General features: G+C 49.7%; 18 protein-coding genes. 14 read left to right on the top strand and 4 right to left on the bottom strand.

Annotation, left to right across the window (positions count from 1 at the left end; all coding sequences use genetic code 11):
* Positions 1–76: 76 nt before the first annotated feature.
* Positions 77–7,237 (bottom strand): InlB B-repeat-containing protein, encoded by a 7,161-nt coding sequence (locus H8710_RS12535; protein ID WP_249296185.1) that lies wholly within the window; start codon positions 7,235–7,237, stop codon positions 77–79.
* 452 nt (positions 7,238–7,689) lie between these two features.
* On the opposite strand from H8710_RS12535, the gene H8710_RS12530 reads away from it, so the two are divergent.
* From H8710_RS12530 to atpC, 12 genes are all read left to right on the top strand, one after another.
* On the top strand, positions 7,690–8,427 hold the full coding sequence (locus tag H8710_RS12530) for a DUF421 domain-containing protein (RefSeq protein WP_249296184.1): 738 nt from the start codon (positions 7,690–7,692) through the stop codon (positions 8,425–8,427).
* Positions 8,428–8,597: 170 nt separating this feature from the next.
* Complete coding sequence (locus tag H8710_RS12525; protein WP_249296183.1) at positions 8,598–9,821, top strand: ROK family transcriptional regulator; 1,224 nt, start codon at positions 8,598–8,600, stop codon at positions 9,819–9,821.
* Positions 9,822–9,929: 108 nt separating this feature from the next.
* Entirely contained in the window at positions 9,930–10,280 is a 351-nt protein-coding gene (locus H8710_RS12520) for a P-II family nitrogen regulator (protein ID WP_249296182.1), read from the top strand.
* 24 nt (positions 10,281–10,304) lie between these two features.
* Positions 10,305–10,676 (top strand): ATP synthase subunit I, encoded by a 372-nt coding sequence (locus H8710_RS12515; protein ID WP_249296181.1) that lies wholly within the window; start codon positions 10,305–10,307, stop codon positions 10,674–10,676.
* A gap of 16 nt (positions 10,677–10,692) precedes the next feature.
* Positions 10,693–11,406 carry a F0F1 ATP synthase subunit A gene (locus H8710_RS12510; RefSeq protein WP_249296180.1) on the top strand — a complete coding sequence of 238 codons (714 nt, stop codon included), beginning with the start codon at positions 10,693–10,695 and terminating at the stop codon, positions 11,404–11,406.
* Between the two features lie 48 nt (positions 11,407–11,454).
* Positions 11,455–11,721: an ATP synthase F0 subunit C gene (gene atpE, locus H8710_RS12505; RefSeq protein ID WP_249296179.1), complete on the top strand. Its 267-nt coding sequence runs from the start codon at positions 11,455–11,457 to the stop codon at positions 11,719–11,721.
* Positions 11,722–11,760: 39 nt separating this feature from the next.
* Positions 11,761–12,273: a F0F1 ATP synthase subunit B gene (atpF, locus tag H8710_RS12500; protein WP_249296178.1), complete on the top strand. Its 513-nt coding sequence runs from the start codon at positions 11,761–11,763 to the stop codon at positions 12,271–12,273.
* Entirely contained in the window at positions 12,261–12,803 is a 543-nt protein-coding gene (gene atpH, locus H8710_RS12495) for an ATP synthase F1 subunit delta (protein ID WP_249296177.1), read from the top strand. The genes atpF and atpH overlap by 13 nt, the downstream gene beginning before the upstream one ends.
* Before the next feature lie 35 nt (positions 12,804–12,838).
* Positions 12,839–14,353 carry a F0F1 ATP synthase subunit alpha gene (atpA, locus tag H8710_RS12490; RefSeq protein ID WP_249296176.1) on the top strand — a complete coding sequence of 505 codons (1,515 nt, stop codon included), beginning with the start codon at positions 12,839–12,841 and terminating at the stop codon, positions 14,351–14,353.
* Positions 14,354–14,371: 18 nt separating this feature from the next.
* Positions 14,372–15,229 carry an ATP synthase F1 subunit gamma gene (gene atpG / locus H8710_RS12485; protein WP_249296175.1) on the top strand — a complete coding sequence of 286 codons (858 nt, stop codon included), beginning with the start codon at positions 14,372–14,374 and terminating at the stop codon, positions 15,227–15,229.
* Between the two features lie 37 nt (positions 15,230–15,266).
* Positions 15,267–16,667: a F0F1 ATP synthase subunit beta gene (atpD, locus tag H8710_RS12480; RefSeq protein WP_249296174.1), complete on the top strand. Its 1,401-nt coding sequence runs from the start codon at positions 15,267–15,269 to the stop codon at positions 16,665–16,667.
* A 91-nt stretch (positions 16,668–16,758) separates the two neighbouring features.
* Positions 16,759–17,163 carry an ATP synthase F1 subunit epsilon gene (gene atpC, locus H8710_RS12475; RefSeq protein WP_249296173.1) on the top strand — a complete coding sequence of 135 codons (405 nt, stop codon included), beginning with the start codon at positions 16,759–16,761 and terminating at the stop codon, positions 17,161–17,163.
* Between the two features lie 142 nt (positions 17,164–17,305).
* Here atpC and H8710_RS12470 read toward each other — a convergent pair whose 3' ends face one another.
* The 3 genes from H8710_RS12470 to H8710_RS12460 are packed head-to-tail and all read right to left on the bottom strand — an operon-like array spanning position 17,306 to position 18,742.
* On the bottom strand, positions 17,306–17,974 hold the full coding sequence (locus tag H8710_RS12470) for a sigma-70 family RNA polymerase sigma factor (RefSeq protein ID WP_249296172.1): 669 nt from the start codon (positions 17,972–17,974) through the stop codon (positions 17,306–17,308).
* The gene (spoIIAB, locus tag H8710_RS12465) at positions 17,967–18,410 is read right to left on the bottom strand and encodes an anti-sigma F factor (RefSeq protein ID WP_249296171.1); all 444 of its coding nucleotides are present in this window, start codon (positions 18,408–18,410) and stop codon (positions 17,967–17,969) included. Before spoIIAB ends, H8710_RS12470 begins: the two co-directional genes overlap by 8 nt.
* A gap of 26 nt (positions 18,411–18,436) precedes the next feature.
* Complete coding sequence (locus tag H8710_RS12460) at positions 18,437–18,742, bottom strand: STAS domain-containing protein (protein WP_249296170.1); 306 nt, start codon at positions 18,740–18,742, stop codon at positions 18,437–18,439.
* Between the two features lie 233 nt (positions 18,743–18,975).
* Between H8710_RS12460 and H8710_RS12455 the strand changes: the two genes are divergently transcribed.
* Positions 18,976–19,494, top strand: coding sequence for a DUF6886 family protein (locus H8710_RS12455; RefSeq protein WP_249296169.1), 519 nt, complete (start codon positions 18,976–18,978; stop codon positions 19,492–19,494).
* Positions 19,495–19,542: 48 nt separating this feature from the next.
* Entirely contained in the window at positions 19,543–19,770 is a 228-nt protein-coding gene (locus H8710_RS12450) for a helix-turn-helix domain-containing protein (RefSeq protein ID WP_249296168.1), read from the top strand.
* Positions 19,771–19,811: the final 41 nt, after the last annotated feature.

Here is a 19,811-nt window from a genome sequence, read left to right as displayed (position 1 = left end):
CTTTTTCTGTGGAGAATATAACTATAGCAAAAAGGAGAGCTAATTGAACAGCGTCTGAGCTATAGGAATAGCCAGGCTATTTGATCCACTCACCGTTGGCATTGACACGATAGCTGCCAATGGTGGTGTTCTGAGCCATCTTGCCGCTGGAATTGAAGTAGTAGCACTTGTTTCCTACCCAGTTCCAGCCGGTTGCCATAGCCCCGTCGCCCTTCAGATAGTACCAGGTGTTGCCCTGCAGCAACCATCCGGTCATCATCGAGCCGTTTCCTCTAAAGTAGTACCAAGCGTTGTTTACTTTGACCCAGCTTGTGTTGGCCATGCCACCCCAGTTGTAGAGGTAGTACCAAACGCCATTGTCAAAGAGCCATCCGGTTTTCATAACGCCGTTTGCACCCAGATAGTACCAGGTGTTCTGGAGTTTCAGCCAACCAGTAGCCATGACGCCGTTGGATTTCAAGTAGTACCAGTTGTTGCCGTCCTGGAACCAACCGGTTTTCATAGCGCCGTTTGCACCCAGATAGTACCAGGCGCCGTCCACTTTCTGCCAGCCGGTCAGGTAGTCGCCGTCGATGCCTTTGAGCTTCCAGACGCCGTCAACCTCTTCCCAGGTGGGAGATGTGGGGGTGGGCTTTTCAGGAGTGGTGGGCTCGGTAGGTCTGGAAGAACCGCCTCCGCCGATCCAGCCGCCACCGGAGCCGCCGCTGGAACCACCGTATGGTTTAAAGGATGCGACCAAAACTACATCTTCTGCAGGCATTACGAAGGAGTAAACACCAAAGTATGCAACCAGCTCTTCGTCATTGCAGTAGAGGGATTCAAGGTAGTAGTTGGTATCCGGAGCAATGCTCACGCGAATAGTTTCACCTGCCTTGGCAGAGGTCTTCTGAGGAGTGATTATACCGCCAGTGACTTGAGTCACGGTGATGTTGTAAGAAGATTCGGTGTCGTTCTTCTTAAAGGTTGCCGTAACAGTTACATCCTCAGCAGGCATGGTGAATGAATATACGCCGCTTGTTGCGGTGATTGCAGTACCGTTGACTTTTACGCTTTCGATGGAGTATCCGTCGGCAGGTTTGACGTTCAAAGTAACAGTATCGCCTTCAGCAGCCGTCTGCTTGTCGGCGGTGACGGTGCCGTTTGCCGTCGAAGAAATCGTTACGTTGTAGGTGACAACAGGAATATCCTCGTAAACAGCAGTTGCGGTTACATTGCCTGCAGGCATGGTGAATTTTGCAGTAGCGTCGTTTGCGGTAGTGCCGTCCACAAAGGCAACGGAGGGGCTTACCTGCCACTCTTTGAACTGCTTGCCGGTTTCCGGTGCGTTTGCAGTCAGAGTGATGGTGGAGCCAGCGGCAGCCTTAGCAGGATTGGCGGTACCGTCAGTTACAGTGACGCTGTAGGTGACGACAGTAGTGTCTGCCTCAAATTCCGCTGTTACAGTAACATGTTTTTTCGGCATGGTGAAGGAGTATACGCCGTCAACAGGAGTAATAGCAGTTCCGTTCACTGCGACGCTCTTCACTTTGTATCCGCTGTCGGGAGTGACGGCCAGGGTGATGACCTCATTTTCGTCAGCAGTCTGTCTGTTTGCGGTAACTGTGCCGTTTTCTGTGGGAGCAATGGTAATATCGTATGCGCCCTTCATGTTATAGACTTCAATTTCAGAGACACCGCCGCTGTAGTAGGTATTGTACAAGGGGCTCCAGAAACGCTGCAGCTGCTCGTATTTGATGTATCTTGCTTTGGTGGTATCAAAGTCAATAATGTAAGGAGGCAGATATTTTGCACCGGCATCTCCCTCAACGAGTTTGTAGAAGATTTCATGCCAGTCGCCGTCATTTCCGGTTTCGGAAATGGAGATTTTATACTCTTTTGCTTCCTCGCCACAGTACAAAACGACTCTGTTGATATCCTGTACCTTGCCCAGGTCAATCTTGAGCCACTGGTAGTCTTCTTCCTTGCTAAAGGATGCGCGGCTTTCCAGAGCGGTATTGCCGTCTACTGCCATATCGGGGCCGAAGGTGTAGTCAACCTCACGGGTAGACATGGAGGCAGTACAGTTGAGAGCCAGGTTGGGATTGCGCTGAGCTTCCTCACTTCTTGTGGGATCTACGACGCTCAGGTTATCGAGAATACCGTCCATCTTGTCGCCGATCTTGGCAGTGGGCAAAATGGCGGTGGAGCTGAATTCAGTCGGTTTCATGCTGATGTTTCCGACGATGGAGTTCTGCATCTCAGCTTTGTACTCCTGACCATTTACAGTCAGAGTAGTAAATTGCTTACCGCCGCTGATCTTCACATGGACCCATTCACCTACAGGAAGTTCATAGCCGAAGGAATAGGCGTAACCGTCGGGCCTAAATACAGCCTGGGATTTGCCGTGGGAGGTACCCATGACGTAACCGTCACGTTTAAAGCCCATTTTTCCAGTGCCGTCCATGTTCAGATAGAAAGTGGCATCTCTGCCGCTGAAGAGGGTGGCATCTTTAGAAGGAGCACTATTGAGTTTAATATCAAATTCAACAGTATAGGGGAAGCCTATGCCATCCATGGGAAGGGAAAGGTATCCGTTACCGCTCAGGGAAACGCCTTTGCCGTCTTTGCCGTCGACGATGGAGCCGTTTGTCAAAGTGGCGTCATATGCGTTGCCAGAATGGTCGTTTACAGTAGTGCCGTTTACCGACTCAAAGTCGTAATCGACCAAAGTACCGGTTTCGCTTTCAATATAACGGTTAGGGTTTACGCCGGGAACGGTGTTCCAGAACTTAGCAACTCTGTCCAGGAATCCTCTGGCGTTCTGGCCCTCGGTGGGTTCACCCTGCCAGTTCTTCTCGGAGAGAAGGACAACGCCGTATTTTACACGCTGGAAGACGTCATGGTAAGACAATCCGCCGCCGGAAGTGTGTTTATCGTTCCAGACAGCAAATTCTGCACCCAGGGTCTGAGGATGGCCGAGGGGCATCCGGATAGATCCGTTCAGTGTCAGCCAGTTGACATTCCACTGATTGTAAAGCTTTGTCAGGTCGAGATAATCGACGAAGGCGCTGCCGCCGGGAACCATGTAAAGGAGTTCGTTTACAGTTGCTACAACGTCGTAGTTTGCGTCATAAAGGGTCTGGTAGTTGACATTGTATTTGGGATCGTCATGAGCCCAGAAGTTTGTCTGGATACCGGTAGTGGTGGTAACGCCGTTGGGCAAACCGGAGTTGCCCCAGAGGCCGCCCCAGAACCTGGGGGTGTAGCCAAGGCTCTTGACATATTCTGCGATGTCATAAGTATAATCGCGGATCGCCTGGCTGTTGTTGTCGTTATAGGCGTACTCGTCGGTGCCGATATGGACTACTTTGTTTTCCTTGATGATGACAGGATCGTCTCCGCCAAGCATTTCATCAAAGAGGCTCTTGACGATGTTGACAGATGCTTCGTCTCCGATGTTGATGTGGGAGGGGTCGAGCATCGAGATACCGGGAATGTTGCCAAAGCTGTTTGCGTGGCCGGGAGTCTCAAATTCGGTAACGATGTGGATGCCGTATTTGAGAGCCTCTTTCTGATATTCGCGGTATTCTTTTTTGGAGTAAGAACCGTCGGTAGCGGTAAGACCTTCCAGATCACTTTCGATACGGAAAGCTTGGTAATTGTTTTCACCGCGGTCGTTGACGTGCAGGTGAAGTTCATTGAGCTTGAACCAGGAGAAGTACCGGGTTATTTCCTTCAGGTAATCCATGGGGACAAAGGCACGAGCCACGTCCACCATACCGCTGCGAACTTCGTACATGGGGTAGTCGCGGGCGATACCCTGAGGAATGTTCAGATGGTCTTCGTCGTCGTAGAGAATCTGAGTCGCAGTAATGCCGCCGTACAGCAATCCGGTGTAGCGAGGAGAGGTGATGACGACTTTATCAGTGACGTTCATGTAATAGCCTTCCTCGCCCATTTCGGGGATGGAGGAATCCAGTTTCAGGTAAACGTCGCCTGCTGCGGCTTCGCCTTTTTTCACAGCAATCTCTCTGCCCAGCATATCCTTGAAGAAATCTTTTACATCGTTGGCGATTTCTTCAGTTCTTGCATCGGCAGAAGGAGCGATGACAATGGCGGAAGTATCGGTGAGAGTAAACTCGCCGTTGCCGCCTTTCCATTCGCGGAGAGCAGGCAGAGTGTCGGGCTTTTCGTTGTCGCCGTTTTCTACCGAATATTTTCCGGGAATGGTAATCTGGACGTTGTAGTCGCCTTTTTCAAAATTGGTGGGGTCCTCTTTTAATACAGCTTTATACATCAGATTGACAGTTGTATCAAAGAGAGGAGTGTGGATATTTCCATCCAAATCAACAACCGTTTTGTTGTCCGAGCCAAAAAGTTCAATGTCATAGAACTCAGAGGGGGATTCGGGCAAAACGACATGTGTGCCGTCCTCAGAAATGGTGGGAGGGGTGTCTCTCAGCATTTCCAGAGGGGGCTGTTTTAGAGTGAGAGCAGCGTCGGCATCCTGGCCGGTGGGGTGGTCGTAGATTTGAACTTCATCTACGCAGATCCAAGCTTCGTTGTGATAGAATTCAACCATCACATACTGGGCTTCGATGGGTTCGCCGTCGGGGGCGACCAAAACCACTTCTTTACCTTGCTCTTTTGAGTCTTTCCACTTGTAATTTCCAACCATTTTCCACTCTTTGTCTTCACCGGGATCGTTGGATACTTTAACGGTGATTTTAGAAGGAGCGTAAATAGCGGGATCACCACTGGTGATAATGCCGATATTGGCCTGCTCGAAGGTCTTAACCTCGCCCAGGTCAAAGACAAATTCGCCGGGGATAGAGTGGGCGGCGTCGCGGGCGGCAAACATTAGGATACCGTTGCTCATCCAGTCGCTGCCTCTTACGCCGTCGGTCAGGAATTTTTTATTGGGATCCAGATGAGAAGGATGGTAATCTCCTTCTTTCGGGTCGGCGTTGGCATTTCCGTTTATTAAGGTTGTCGTATACGGAATACCCTGCAAAATGTTTTTGCAGTTACCGGCTTCGGGGTTCAGGTTGGGCATATTGGAAGTAGCCTTTTCCAGAACTTCGATTTCGTCGATAAAGAGCCAGCATCCAGAATCTTTACCAGCGGTAAAGGAGAGGCGAATGTCGGTACACTCGATCGAGCCGTTATCCGGTACACGGTAGATAAACTCTGTCATACTTGCACCAGCTACGCTGACGTCTCTGTCAAAGAGATTAATCCACTCGCCGTCTCCGCTTTTGTACTCAATTAAAAGATGTCTGGGATATAAAATACCGTTTTGAGCATCCAAAAAGCTTGAGAAAGAAATTTGCTGGAAGGATCTTGCCTCTTCCATGTTGAATTCCGTGATAATGCGCTTTTCATTTGGATCATCATGTTGGACATCGGGAGAAGGAACATGGAGGCCTACGGTAGCGGCAGCGGACCACGAAGATCCTTTGCCTGCTTTCACGCCGTCGGTCAGCCGGTTGCGGCCTACATCGGGGTGGCCAGGGTGATAGTCGCCTTCAGCCGGGCTGGCGTTGGCGTTTCCGTCTTTCAGGTTCGTCGTGTATTTGACGCCGCCAATAATATTGTTGGGGTCCACTGTAGGAGGCAGCGGCTCCACTTTTTTCTCGTATACGGCGATTTCATCCAGATATACCGTCGTATCCTGATCAGCAGTGAGGGTCAGGCGGACCTTCTTGGTGTTGGCTGCATTGCCGCCTGCAATCAAAGTGTCAACAGTGTAGTCATGGCCGTTTGCCGCGACAGCATCTTCTTTAATGACAGACCAGTTGCTGTCGGGGAGCTGGTAATCCACTTTATAGGAGGGCAGTACGCTGTCGCTCCAGCCGTGGAAGGACATGCCCCGGAATTTTTGGTCAGCAGTAAACTCGAAGATCAGCTCCTGCGGCTGGCCTGCGGTCAGCTTGATACCAACGATGCTGGAGGTATCATCTTTGGAGGAAGCGAGCTTGCCATTTGTGAGCTTGGAGGGGGTGGAGTCGCTGTAGCCGTTTTCAAACTGAATTGCAGGAGCAGCTGTATATTTCATACCGGAGGAAATGACTGCTACGTCGTCGGCGGGCAATTCCATAGAAGGCTTATCGCCAGGAGGCGTAGGCTCCTCGCCATTGCCGATTCCCAGAATCTCGATTTCGTCGAAGTACAGGCCAGTACTCCAGGGACGGGTCACCAGACGGACTTTCTGAGCCTTGACGGTGCCGCTATCGGGGAGAGCGGCTTTATAAGTGTCACCGCCGAAGGTGCCGATGCCCGATGGATAACCGATTGACTCCGGAGAAGCAACCAGCAGTTTCCATTCAGCTCCATCAAAGTATTCCAGGCGGAAATTTTTAGGGGTGTAGATATACGCATCGGTATAGTAAAAACCGCTCAACTGAACACCGTTGATGTCATATTCTGCGCCCAGATCAAACTCGATGATCGTGTCTACTGCGCTGTCCTGAATATTAACGTGTGCATAAGAAAGGTCATTGTAGTCGCCGTTTCCATAGATACCATCGGTATACTCGTTACCTGTGGTCGGGTGATCAGCGTCCCAATCTTTATGAGGGGTGGTAATAGTATAGGGTTTGTTCAAGGCAATGTTTACAAAATCAACGGAAGGGTTGGATGAACCGGCTGCGGGGGATAAAATTTCAATTTCATCCAAAAACGCAACGCCGGATGAAGGGTCAAATGACAAGGACAGACGGATATTCTGTGTAGTGACAGATCCGTTATCCGGCATTTCGTATCCATACTGGTAGGCAACCTCGTACCCTTCGGGGGAAGCGCGGCCAACGTCGCCTTCATAGAAGAGCTGCCAGTCTCCATTGTCGTCGGTATATTCTACTTTGAAGTGGTTGGGGTTGCGAACACCGCTTTCGTTTCCGTCCCAACCGGAAAAGTTTACTTCGTTTACCTCTTTCTTTGAGCCTAAATCAAAGGTGAATGTAACAGGTTCATCTGATGCTCTCCTTTTAAAACCTGCACATTCTGCCGCCCAAATACTGCTTGCTTTTTTGCCGTCGGTCATTTTGACATGGTCGTAGTCAGAGTAGGTATCACTATTGAAATCTTCTCTTAACCAGTTGGTTTCATAGGTAAGACCACTTGCCAAATTGACCTTATCGGTAGATCCCAGTCTGAGCGACTGCGCTTGTACCGGTATACTACTCAGCATACACGTTACAGCAAGAACTGCCGACAAACACATCGCAAGACGTTTTTTGAGTCGTTTGTGCAACATCTCATCAATCTCCTTTTAAACTATTTATGTCAGGCTTTCAGAGGATCTCCTACCTTCCCCCAAAAGTCCCTTCATACAACTAAGTGAAGCATACCGTTTCTATATATCGCAATTTCTGCCGTAAGACCAGCGGGCTCCCAGAATAACACGAGTAAATATGTAAAACAACCAGATGTTTTCTATAAATGATGTTTATCTTGGCATATATGTTGCCAAATTCAAAAAGTATTTTGTTGCTAAGCCTAAAATCTTTATCACATGTTCATATTTTTTATACAGATAGATGCTGTACTTCATATTTTAGTAGAAATAATAAATGATGCAATAGAATTTTTTTGACTTTATAGGCCTGTCCTGAACAAAAAATTGATTTATTGTTGCAACTTTTTATGTTTAGATTGCTTTCGTTGGGAAGATACTAACATTTGAAAATATTATAAAGGAGAATGGCTATGTTAGATTGGTTTCGTTCCTTTGACTGGCTTCAATCAGGAGAAATTTTATTAAGGAGCCTTGCGTCGGTGACGACATTATTTATTCTGACAAAAATCATGGGGTTCAAACAGATCTCCCAGCTGACCTTTTTTGACTATATTATCGGGATTTCCATTGGCTCTATCGCAGGGGAAATGGCCTTTGCGGCCGATACCCCGGTCATAGATTGCATTTTCGCTATGGCCATTTACGGGTTGATTGCCGCTGGTATTTCACTGTGGAACTGCAAGTCCTACAAAGCACGCAAATTTTTCAACGGAACTCCAATTATATTGATGGATAAAGGGAAGATTTATCCCAAAAATATGTTACGGGCAAAGTACGACCTGGACGATTTAACGGCGGAATGCCGCCATAACGGTTATTTCGACCTTTCCGATGTCTATAGTGTGGTGATGGAGACCAGCGGCCATCTGAGCATTCTTCCCAAAGAAGGAAAGCGCCCTGTCAATACGGAGGATCTGAAAATTTCTCCGCAGCAGCAGGAACTTGTGGCCAATGTGATTGTGGATGGAAATTTAATTCCCGGAAACCTGAAACAGATGGGAAAAGATGAATCTTGGTTGAAAAAAGAACTGGAAAAGCAAAATATGCACAATTATAGTGAAGTATTATTAGGCACTTTAGATACAAACGACGTGTTTACTGCCTATCCTTACTATAATGATCAGTTTAAAAGGACATTATTTGTTTAAAAAAGTTATGATTTTTTAATATAATAATTTTCTTTTATTCATAATTTAGCAAAGAATTCATCTATGGTTATTTGTTATAATAAAAATAGAAAAGTCCGAAAAAAGTGGAAAATTATGTCTAAAATAACTTGTCGAAATGACAGGGAGACGGAAGGCTGAAGGGTGCGATCATGGCGACTAATGGAATCAGCAAATTGGATTTAAAGAGACAGAACAGAATGCAGATTTTAAAACTTCTGCGAAACGAAGGACCCACATCCCGTATTGACATTGCGAGGAAAATCGGGATTACTAAAGCAGCTGTCACGATCATCACAAATGAAATGATCGAACAGGGAATTATTTACGAAAAAGGGAAACAGCTTCCCAAGGGAAATAAAATTCCCAGGGGGAGAAAGAAAATCCTGCTGGACGTCAACCCTACCTACAAAATGGGGATGGGCTTAGTCATCGACAACGGGTTAATTTACTTCGGCCTTTGCACTTTAAAAGGCGATATTATTGAAAAGCACACCAAAGTCATCGGACCGGAAGACAACGCTGAGGATATTTTTGCGGCGGTTGAAAAGCTCTATCAGGATATTATGTATAAAAATGATCTGAAGCCCAGCCTGGTTGCCGGATTAGGCGTAAGTGTAAGCAAGGATTATTATAGCATGTTAAAGGTCTCTGTCGGCCCTGACGGAGAAGTGGACTATAACGGCCTTCAGGAACGGTTATCCATGTTTGTGGGCGTATCGATGGCGTTTGGTTCTTTGATAGACGGCGTGGCTACTGCTGAGGCCGATTACACCCAAAATTCTGATGAGCAGTTGAAAAACGTTTTGGTTATCCGGTATGCAAAAGAGTTTGACTGTGCAATCAGCATTGGCCAGGAGCTTTATCATGGTTCTCATGGAAACGTTTTGGATATTGCGCATTACAGAATCGATAGTGAGCCGGAATGCCAGTGCGGAAAGAATGGCTGTGTCAGTGCGGTACTCTCTCAGGAGCGTTTTTTGAATCGGATCAAGGAAGTGTATTCCCCGGAGAAAACGCCAATTTTGTGGGAACAGACTTCTGGCTTGTTTCAGAAGGTGATTGATTTGTTCCGCCAGCCAGAGTATATTCCTCAGGATATGCCGGTGTTGGAGGTTTTTAGGGATACCGGTGATGCCTATCTCTCCCTTTTCCATGATATGGTGCTGTTTTTCGATCCTGACAGGATTATTTTGTTCGGCGAGGGAGAGGCTTTTGAATACCTCGCGGAGTACATTATTAAGACGGCCCAGGAAAAATCCATCTATGCCGGAAAGAAGCTGGTCGCCCGGAGCGGCATTTCCCTCCAAAACGTTTTTCTTGCGGCTGCTTCGTTGGCGACTCGTGAATTTTTTATTAATAAAGGCGGTTTCTAATTACCTTTTTTATGGAAATGTGCTATAATTAAACAATGCGAAAGGCGGATATAGGTTTATGTCCGCCTTTTTGAGCATTTGAATGACATCTGACAGAGGAGGCAGAAAATGAAACTTTTAGTATTCGTACTCAACAACACTGACAAATTAGATGAACTGATGGTCGAGCTCTCCGAAGCAGGAATCCGCGGCGCAACGATTATTGAATCTTCTGGTATGGCACAGGTGCTTACTCATTCCGGCGAAGACGATCCGCTGATCGCGTATCTCCGTTCTATCATGGATCCGGCAAAAGACAACAACAAGACGATTTTATTTGTATCGGAAGAAGATGAAATCGTGACGATCAGAGAGGTCATCAAAAAAGTAATTGGTGATTTGTCTGAACCTCAGACCGGTATTTTGTTTACCATTCCGATTGACTTCACCGACGGGATCAAAAAAGAACCCAAAGCATAAAAGGGCTTTGGAGGAGGATGTCAGTTGAAAGAATTTGCGCCCAATCTGCGCGTGGTTGCGGCCGCTGCGGTGTTCTTGGACGCCGTGTTTATATTGATCTCCGCTTTATGTTTGGATCAGGTGGGAGGTAAAATTTTTTTTGGCCTCCTGTTAGGGACGATATATGCGGTCTTAAACCACCTTGCGCTGGCATACACAGTCAAACGTCTTACAGACAAAAGTGCTGCCCGCGCGAGGATTTTTTATATCTTGAGTTATCTGCTCCGCTTCGGAACGGCCGCAGGTTGTCTTACAGTGGGATTTATCTGGCTGAATCCGTTTGCCGTGGCAGTACCTATGCTGGCTCCCAAAGTGGGGTATTATTTTATGGGATTTTCGGGGAAAGATATCCAGTAGCAGGAGGTGAAAAAAGGTGGAAGGCCCAAAGATTTTCTTTACCATTCCTCTGTTTGGGGGAATTCACATTGATGAAACTATTGTCAATGCATTTCTGATTACAGCGGTACTTTTTATTCTCTGTAAGGTGCTGACCTACAAGATGGAGAAAATCCCCCGCAAAAAGACCCAGATTATCGCCGAAAAGCTGGTGCTGACCATCGACAATTTAGTCGAGACCACTATGGGAAAAAACTGCATGCGGTTTTCGCCGTATATTATGGCGCTGTTCGCTTCCTCGATATTCGGAAGCCTCATCGGGCTCATTGGGATGCGTCCCACTACGATGGACATAAACACGACAGGAGCCTGGGCGCTGCTGACTGCTTTCTTTATCCATTACATGGGCTTTAAGGCTAATGGATTCAAGACTTACATGAAGTCTTTTGCAGAACCAATTCCTCTTTTGCTGCCGATCAACCTTATAGGCATCGTTTCTACGCCGGTGGGAATGGCACTGCGTCATTTCGGAAACATAGTGGGTGGAAATATCATCATGACTTTGATTTACACTGGACTTGCTTCCTTAAGCTCGATGATCCATCTGCCGGTGCCGCTTTTCCAAGCGGGACTGCCGGCTATTTTATCCCTTTACTTTGATTTGTTCAGCGGATTCATGCAGGCGTTTATCTTCTGTATGCTCACTATGGTCTATGTGAGCAACAGTGCGCCGGATGAATCAGCTGCTTAAATATTTGTCAGAGTCGCCCTTTGGGTGGATATAGAAAGGAAGGTTATTATGGATCCATTATTGGCAAAAGCTATTGTTGTTGCGGCTTCCGCGGTCGGCGCGGGGCTGGCAGTTATCGCCGGTATCGGCCCCGGTATCGGCCAGGGTTTTGCGGCGGGCAAGGCAGTCGAGGCTGTCAGCCGTCAGCCGGAGGCCCAGGGACTCGTCATCAGGACTCTTCTCGTAGGATGCGGCGTAGCGGAAACCACTGGTATTTACGGTTTGTTTATCGCGCTGGCACTTCTATTTTTTAACCCATTGGTCAATTTGCTGTAAACCGCTTCCTTAAAAAATCAAGAAACGGAGGGTGAACGCATGGAGACAGGTGAAGTCTTTGCGATCGACCTTTGGAAAATCCTGTTTATGCTGATAAACCTCTTCCTGATTTATCTCATCCTCAAGCGGTTTCTCTACAAACCGGTCAAAAAGATGTTTGAAATGCGGGAACAGGAAGTGGCAGAAACCTATCAAAAGGCAGACGCCGCCGAAGCTGAGGCCCATCAACTGAAGGATCAGTACGAGAAAAAACTGTCCGGCGCCAAATTGGAGGCGGAAGAGATCGTCCGGTCGGCGACAAAGCGGGCGCAACTGCGGTCCGAATCAATGATTGGCGACGCCAAAGACACCGTCAGCAACATGATGGTGCGGGCGGAAGAACAGATCGAATCGGAGAAGAAAAAGGCGGTCAACGAAATCAAGGACGAGATTGCCGATATCGCGCTTATGGCGGCGTCCAACGTGCTGGAAAAAGAGATGGACGCGGGCGACCACAAGAAGCTGATCGATGAATTCATCGACAAGGTGGGTGACGGGCCATGGCAGAATTAGCGGAGAAAATTTACGGCGACGCGCTGTTTCAGTCGGCGCTGGAAGAAAATAAGCTGGAGCAAGTGAAGGCAGAGCTGGATGCACTGACAGCGGTTTTCCAAGCGGAACCGGCGTTTCTTGCCATGATGGATTCGCCCGCTATGGACGCCGGGGACAAGCAAAAAATTTTAAAAGAGACCTTTGCGGGAAGCGTGGAGGAAATTCTCTATAATTTTTTGCGGATTCTCTCCGATAAGCGTCGGATGGGGCTGTTTTTATCTATTGCAGACCAGTTTGGTGCGCTTTATCGCCAGCATTTAGGGCTTCTGGAAGTAGAGGCTGTCACAGCGGTGGCAATGTCGGAAAACCAGAAGCAGAAGCTCCGGGATAAGCTGTCGGAGCTTACGGGGAAACAGATTTTGCTGCAAAACAGCGTGGACGCCTCTATCCTCGGCGGCGTGATATTGAAGTACAACAATCAGGAAATCAACGGTTCGGTGCGTGAGAAGCTCAGCGCTTTGCGGCACCAGATCCGCGGCGTGATTGCATAGCCTATCAATGAATCGAAAGGGAAAGGAAGGTCCGGATGGATTTACGCCCTGAAGAAATTACCAATCTTATCAAAGCGCAGATTAAAAATTACGAGAGTAAGACCGAACTCAAAGACGTGGGCACTGTCGTCACGGTGGGTGACGGAATTGCCCGGGTTTATGGGCTCGAAAGCTGCATGTCGGGAGAACTGTTAGATTTTGGCGGTGATATATACGGCATGGCCCTCAATCTGGAACAGGATTTTGTGGGCGCGGTACTGCTGGGGTCCGACGAAGATATCAAAGAAGGGAATACAGTGCGCCGGACCGGGACGATTGTTTCGGTGCCGGTGGGCGAAGCGCTGCTCGGAAGAGTAGTGAATCCCTTGGGAGAGCCCATTGACGGCAAGGGCCCGGTGCTCAGCGAGGAAAAACGGCCCATCGAGAGTCCGGCTCCCGGCATTATCGAGCGCAAAAGTGTCAACCGGCCTTTGCAGACCGGTATTAAGGCCATCGACTCGATGATTCCCATCGGCCGCGGTCAGCGGGAGCTGATAATCGGTGACCGGCAGACGGGCAAGACCGCAATTGCCATCGACACCATCATCAACCAGAAGGGCAAGGACGTCATCTGCATTTACGTCGCCATCGGGCAGAAGCGCTCGACAGTGGCAAACGTGGTGGATTCTTTGTCCCGGGCGGGGGCGATGGAGTACACCATCGTAGTGTCGGCGACGGCTTCCGAGCTGGCGCCCATCCAGTATATCGCGCCCTATGCCGGCTGCGCCATGGGCGAATACTTTATGTACAAAGGTCGGGATGTCCTCTGCGTTTACGACGATTTATCGAAGCACGCGGTGGCTTACCGTGCCCTGTCGCTGCTATTAAAGCGGCCTCCGGGACGGGAGGCCTATCCCGGTGACGTGTTTTACCTCCACTCCCGCTTGTTAGAGCGGGCGGCGAACCTGTCGCCGGAGTTGGGGGGAGGATCGCTGACGGCGCTGCCTCTCATCGAGACCCAGGCGGGCGACGTGTCGGCCTATATTCCCACCAACGTCATTTCCATCACCGACGGGCAGATTTTTTTGGAGACGGAGCTCTTTAACGCAGGCGTCCGTCCAGCGGTCAATCCGGGCATTTCGGTGTCCCGCGTCGGCGGTAATGCTCAGATCAAGGCGATGAAAAAGGTGTCGGGGCAGTTGAAGCTCGCTTATTCCCAGTACCGGGAATTGCAGGCCTTCGCCCAGTTTGGTTCCGATTTGGACAAGGACACCAAGGAGCGGCTGGATCAGGGCGCCCGCATTGTCGAGGTGCTAAAACAGGACAAAAATTCGCCGGTTGCGGTGGAACATCAGGTCATTATCATCTACGCGGTCATCAACAATTTCCTGCAGGAGATTCCGGTGGAGCAGATTGCCGAATTTGAACAGCAGCTCTACGATTTTGTGGACGAATCTTATCCCGAGATTACGGATAGTATCCGTCAGACGGGGGATTTGACCAAAGAAAATACCGAACGGCTCAATGAAGTGCTCCGCACTTTTGTCGGAAAATTTTTGGGCCGTCAGTAAGGAAGGGAGGGCGATTCCATGAGTGCATCGATGAAGGACATCAAAGACCGGATCAAATCGGTGGAAGGCACCATGCAGATCACAAAGGCCATGGAACTGGTCTCCTCGTCCAAGCTTCGCAAGGCGAAAGAACGGGCGGAGCGGGCGCGGCCCTTCTTCAATATTCTCTACGAGACCATCTCCGAGCTGTCGGCAGAAATGCAGGACAAGGACAGTATTTACACGGCAGCGGATCCGTCGAAAAAGCCGCTCTTTATCGTCATCGCGGGCGATAGAGGGCTGGCGGGAGGATACAACTCCAACGTCTTTAAGTTGGCCGACCCGGAAATTGAAAAACGAAACGGCATGGTCATTGCCATCGGGAAAAAAAGCGTCGAGCATTACGAGCGGGTAAACTGTCAAATAGTTGGACGTTACAGCGGCATTGCGGAGGACCTGGATTCGATAGTAGTTTCTGAAATCAGCGAAAAAGCGAATAATCTGTTCCGCAGAGGAAAGATCGGAAGCGTTCATCTTGTGTTTACCCAATTTGTGACGCCGCTGACTCAAATCGCAACCGAGATGCGGATATTACCGCTGGAGCTCCATGTGGAAAAGCGGGATCCGAAGAAAATAGAGCCCATGGTTTTATACGAACCGTCGGCGGAGGCGGTGTTTAACAGCATCATCCCCCAGTATATCGCCGGTATGGTCTACGGCGGCATCGTCGAGTCCTACGCCTCGGAACAGGGGGCGCGGCGGACAGCCATGGAATCCGCGACCAACAACGCCAGGGATATGATCGACAGCCTGTCGCTCAGCTACAACCGGGCGCGCCAGTCGGCGATCACCCAGGAGCTGACCGAAATCGTGGCGGGGGCAAACGCCGCCAGCTAATATTCTGGGGTTTCCCAGAAGTCCAGGAGGGAAGCAAATGTCAGAAAATGTGGGGAAGGTCATTCAAATCATCGGGCCGGTTTTGGATATCCGGTTCGACGCGAAGCACCTTCCAAATCTCCTCAACGCCATACACATCGAAAAAGACGGTAAAATCGTGGTTGCCGAGGTGGCGCAGCACATCGGAGATGATACGGTCCGTTGTATTTCCATGAGTTCTACCGATGGTTTAACCAGGGGGCTGAATGCCACCGATACCGGCGGGCCGATTACCGTTCCAGTGGGGGACGAAACTCTGGGCCGGATTTTCAATCTGCTGGGAGAACCGGTGGACAACAAGCCCGCCCCCAAGGCCGAAAAGCGCCTGCCCATTCACCGCCCAGCCCCCAGCTTTGAGGAACAGCGGGCGTCCAACGAAATCCTAGAAACCGGAATTAAGGTGGTCGATTTGATCGCGCCCTATCTGAAAGGCGGAAAGATCGGCCTGTTCGGCGGCGCAGGCGTTGGAAAAACCGTACTGATCATGGAGCTTATCAACAATGTAGCCACCCAGCACGGCGGCATTTCGGTGTTCACCGGTGTCGGCGAGCGGACCCGTGAGGGAAACGACCTCTATAACGAGATGATTGAGTCGGGCGTCATCAACAAGACGGCGCTGGTCTACGGGCAGATGAACGAACCGCCGGGAGCGAGAATGCGGGTGGGTCTTTCCGGCCTCACCATGGCGGAGTACTTCCGGGATGAGGAGCATCAGGACGTTTTGCTCTTCATCGACAACATTTTCCGCTTTACCCAGGCGGGGTCGGAGGTTTCGGCGCTCTTAGGCCGGATGCCGTCTGCGGTGGGGTACCAGCCGACTTTGGCGACGGAAATGGGCGCATTGCAGGAGCGGATCACCTCGACGAAAAACGGCTCTATTACGTCGGTGCAGGCGGTTTACGTTCCGGCCGACGACCTGACCGACCCGGCTCCGGCGACCACCTTTGCCCATCTGGATGCCACGACGGTGCTCTCGAGAAACATTGCTTCCCAGGGCATTTATCCGGCGGTGGACCCGCTGGACTCTAACTCGCGCATCCTGACGCCGGAAATCGTGGGCCACGAGCACTACGAGGTGGCCCGGCAGGTACAATCCATTTTGCAGCGGTACAAGGAGCTTCAGGATATCATTGCCATTCTCGGCATGGATGAGCTGTCCGACGAGGACCGGCTGACGGTATCCCGGGCGCGGAAAATCCAGCGTTTCCTGTCCCAGCCGTTCACAGTGGCGGAGCAGTTTACCGGCATGGAGGGGAAATACGTTCCCATCGCAGAGACGATCCGGGGATTCAAAGAGATCATCGAAGGAAAGCACGACGATCTGCCGGAATCGGCGTTTCTGTTTGTAGGCACCATCGACGAGGCCGTTCAGAAGGCGAAGACGCAGGGCGGAAGCTAAAAGGAGGCTTTGCCATTCGTACGATAGCGGCAATGATATCGAATGCCTTTAAAAACAACTTTAGATTCCCAGAAAGGAATGGGCGGTTAGGATGGCGAATTTCAAACTGCGGGTGGTGACGCCCGACCGGATTTTTTATGACGGGGAAGCCAGCTTCTTTTCGGTTCGAACTACTAGCGGCGACGTGGGCATCTTGGCGAACCATTCCCGCTATGTGACCCCTCTTGTCATCGGCACGCTGAAAATCCGGACAGATGAAGGGGAACGCTTTGCAGCCATTGCGGGAGGATTTCTGAAAACCGGAGACAATACGGCGACTATCGTCACATCCGCCTGTGAGTGGGCGGACGAAATCGACGTGGAGCGGGCTCAGCAGGCTGCGGATCGGGCGAAGGAGCGGCTCCAGCAGGAGCAGTCCAAACGAGAGCAGGATATCGAAGAGATAAAGCTCAAAACAGCGCTCAACCGCATCAGCGTTGCCAATAAATTGAAGTAAAAGGAAACCCGGCGGAGAAAAATCCGCCGGGTTTTTCAAATATAGTTGTGAGGGTAAGTTACGTTCAAATTAACCGATTGAATCATATATCTCAAAAATCGGAATAGCGGGGAACGTCCTCCGCCATTCCGAATTTGGAGGGCTATTCCAAAAGCTTTCCCCGTAAAAAGAGAAGAAGCTTCTTTTCCCGGCGGGAAACCTGCACCTGGGTCATGCCGAGACAGGTAGCCGTCTGGGTCTGCGTCCAGTTTTTATAATAGCGCATGACGAGAAGCAAACGGTCTTTTTCGTCCAACTCCTTGAGTACCTCCCGAAGGGCGAGACGGTCGGAGAGGAGTTCCTCCGGTGACTCCACTTCCACGTCGATCTGCCCGCCTCCGTCGTCGTCCGGCTGGGTGAGGGAAATGGTGGGGAGGGCCACATTAATTGCCTCGGAAATAAGCTGCGGTTCCACGCCCAGGGCTTCCGACAGTTCGCCCACCGTGGGCTCCCGACCCAATGAGATGCTCAGTTTGTCCCGTTCTCTTGACACCTTAAGGGAAAGCTCTTTTAACGAACGGCTGACCTTGACGGAGCCTCCGTCGCGAAAGAGGCGCTTCATCTCCCCTAATATTACGGGAACGGCATAGGTGGAAAATTTGAGTCCACGGGATTCATCAAACCCCTCCATGGCCTTGACTAGGCCGACACATCCTGCCGAATACAGCTCCTCGTATTCGATGCCTCTGCCTTTGAGCCGATGGGCCAGGGAATGGACAAGTCCCAGATTTGCCGCGACAAAAGCGTCTTTTTCCGCGGGAGTTTTATGCATTCTGCTGTTTGGAGCTGAGTTTTTTCGTGAGGATAACAGTGGTGCCCTTTCCGGGGGAGGAACGGACACGCACTTTGTCCATAAAAGACTGCATGACGGCAAAACCAAGCCCTGCACGTTCGCCGGTTGTGCAGGTGGTGTAAAGGGGCTCCATTGCCTTTTCCACGTCGGGGATGCCGCAGCCTTGGTCTTTCACTCTTATGTAAATGCGATTGTCGGGGTAGATGCGGGCGTGGATTTGAACCTTGCCCAGGTTATCCCGGTAACCGTGGACAATTGCATTTGTTACTGCTTCGCTGATAGCGGTTTTGATATCGGACATTTCCTCGACGGTGGGGTCCAACTGCACAAAAAAGGACGCTACCGCCGCGCGGGCAAAACCCTCATTGGCGGAGCGGCTGATAAAAGATAATGTCATTTCGTTGATTGCTTTCATCTGATTTCTGCCTTTCTGTCCGAACTTTATTTGACGACGGCCAGCAGGTCAAGCCCCGCCAGCTTCATAACTTTTTTGATGTGGGAGGAAACGTTTCGAACTTCAATTTCCCCGTTTAGCGAGCGCATTAGTTTATAGCGGCCCATGACAAGGCCGATACCGCTGCTGTCCATAAAGGTCACGTCCTTGAAGTCGACGATGAGCTTTTGGGGCAGGGAGCTTTCCACCGTCTGGTCGATGGTCTCCCTCATAGCGGCGGCGGTGTGATGGTCGATGTCCCCCGACAGAAACGCTGTAACGACTGAATCTTCGTATATGGTTGTGACAGGCATTTTTATCCCTCCTGATTAATGAAGCTTGTCCAAAAAAATATGCCGTATTCCTATTCACTAGGATACGGCATAATCGGTAAAAAACTTGTCATAGATTGGATGAAATATTTTGTAAGTTTATGGGGAATTAGCAGGCGATTTAGGCGTCAATTTTTCATATTGTCAAAGAAGAAAAAACTGTGGAATCAAAATTGTAAGTATGGTAAGATAAAAAAGGAAAGGGGGCTTTCAATATGCGCTTGTTCCATGTAAGCGAAGAAAAGGACATAGGAGTATTTTATCCGCGCATTCCGAAGCGGAAAGACTTGGATCAGACTCAGGGCCTTGTATGGGCGGTTGATCAGCGGAGACTTCCCAATTTTTTGACTCCGAGGAATTGTCCCAGAATCACGTATCATATCGGTATCAATACAACGCCGGAAGATCAGGAAAGGTATTTTTCTTCTGCAACGGCAACACATACGGTGGTGATCGAAAGCCAATGGTTTCAGATGATGAAAAATACCGTTCTTTACCTTTATGAGTTCGATTCTTCCGGATTTGAATTGCAAGATGATATTGCAGGGTATTATGTTTCTAAAACGGTTCAAACACCAATTGCCAAGTATCGAGTAGACGATTTGTTCCAGGAATTGTTTGATCGCCGAGTTGAGGTGAGGATTGTGGACAACTTGTGGGATATTTATGAGCGGATCTCAAAAAGTTCCCTCAGTTGGTCCATGTGCCGGATGGGTTATGCACAGGAGAGATAAAATGATGGGAAGTGAATACTGGAAATATATAAAAAGGGGGGGAAAATAATGAGTATGATTCACCAGCGACTGAAGGAACTGAGGGAAGGAAACTGTTTGTCGCAGCAATATGTGGCCAAAATGATGGATGTGGCTCCCTCTACGTATGTCCGTTATGAGCAAGGGGAGAGAAAATTTTCCTTTCAGTTTGCCATAGAAATTGCGGAGTTTTATGGGGTCAGCACCGATTATATTGCCGGGTTGACTGATAATCCCAAGCCGCGGGATGAGGAGTAAATAAAAAAGAGACGGGATTTTTCCCGTCTCTTTTTACAGTA

It is taken from the genome of Fumia xinanensis (assembly GCF_014384905.1).
GTDB lineage: Bacteria > Bacillota > Clostridia > Oscillospirales > Ruminococcaceae > Fumia > Fumia xinanensis.
Note: the sequence above shows the minus strand (reverse complement) of the source record. Positions and strands in the feature narration are given on the sequence as shown.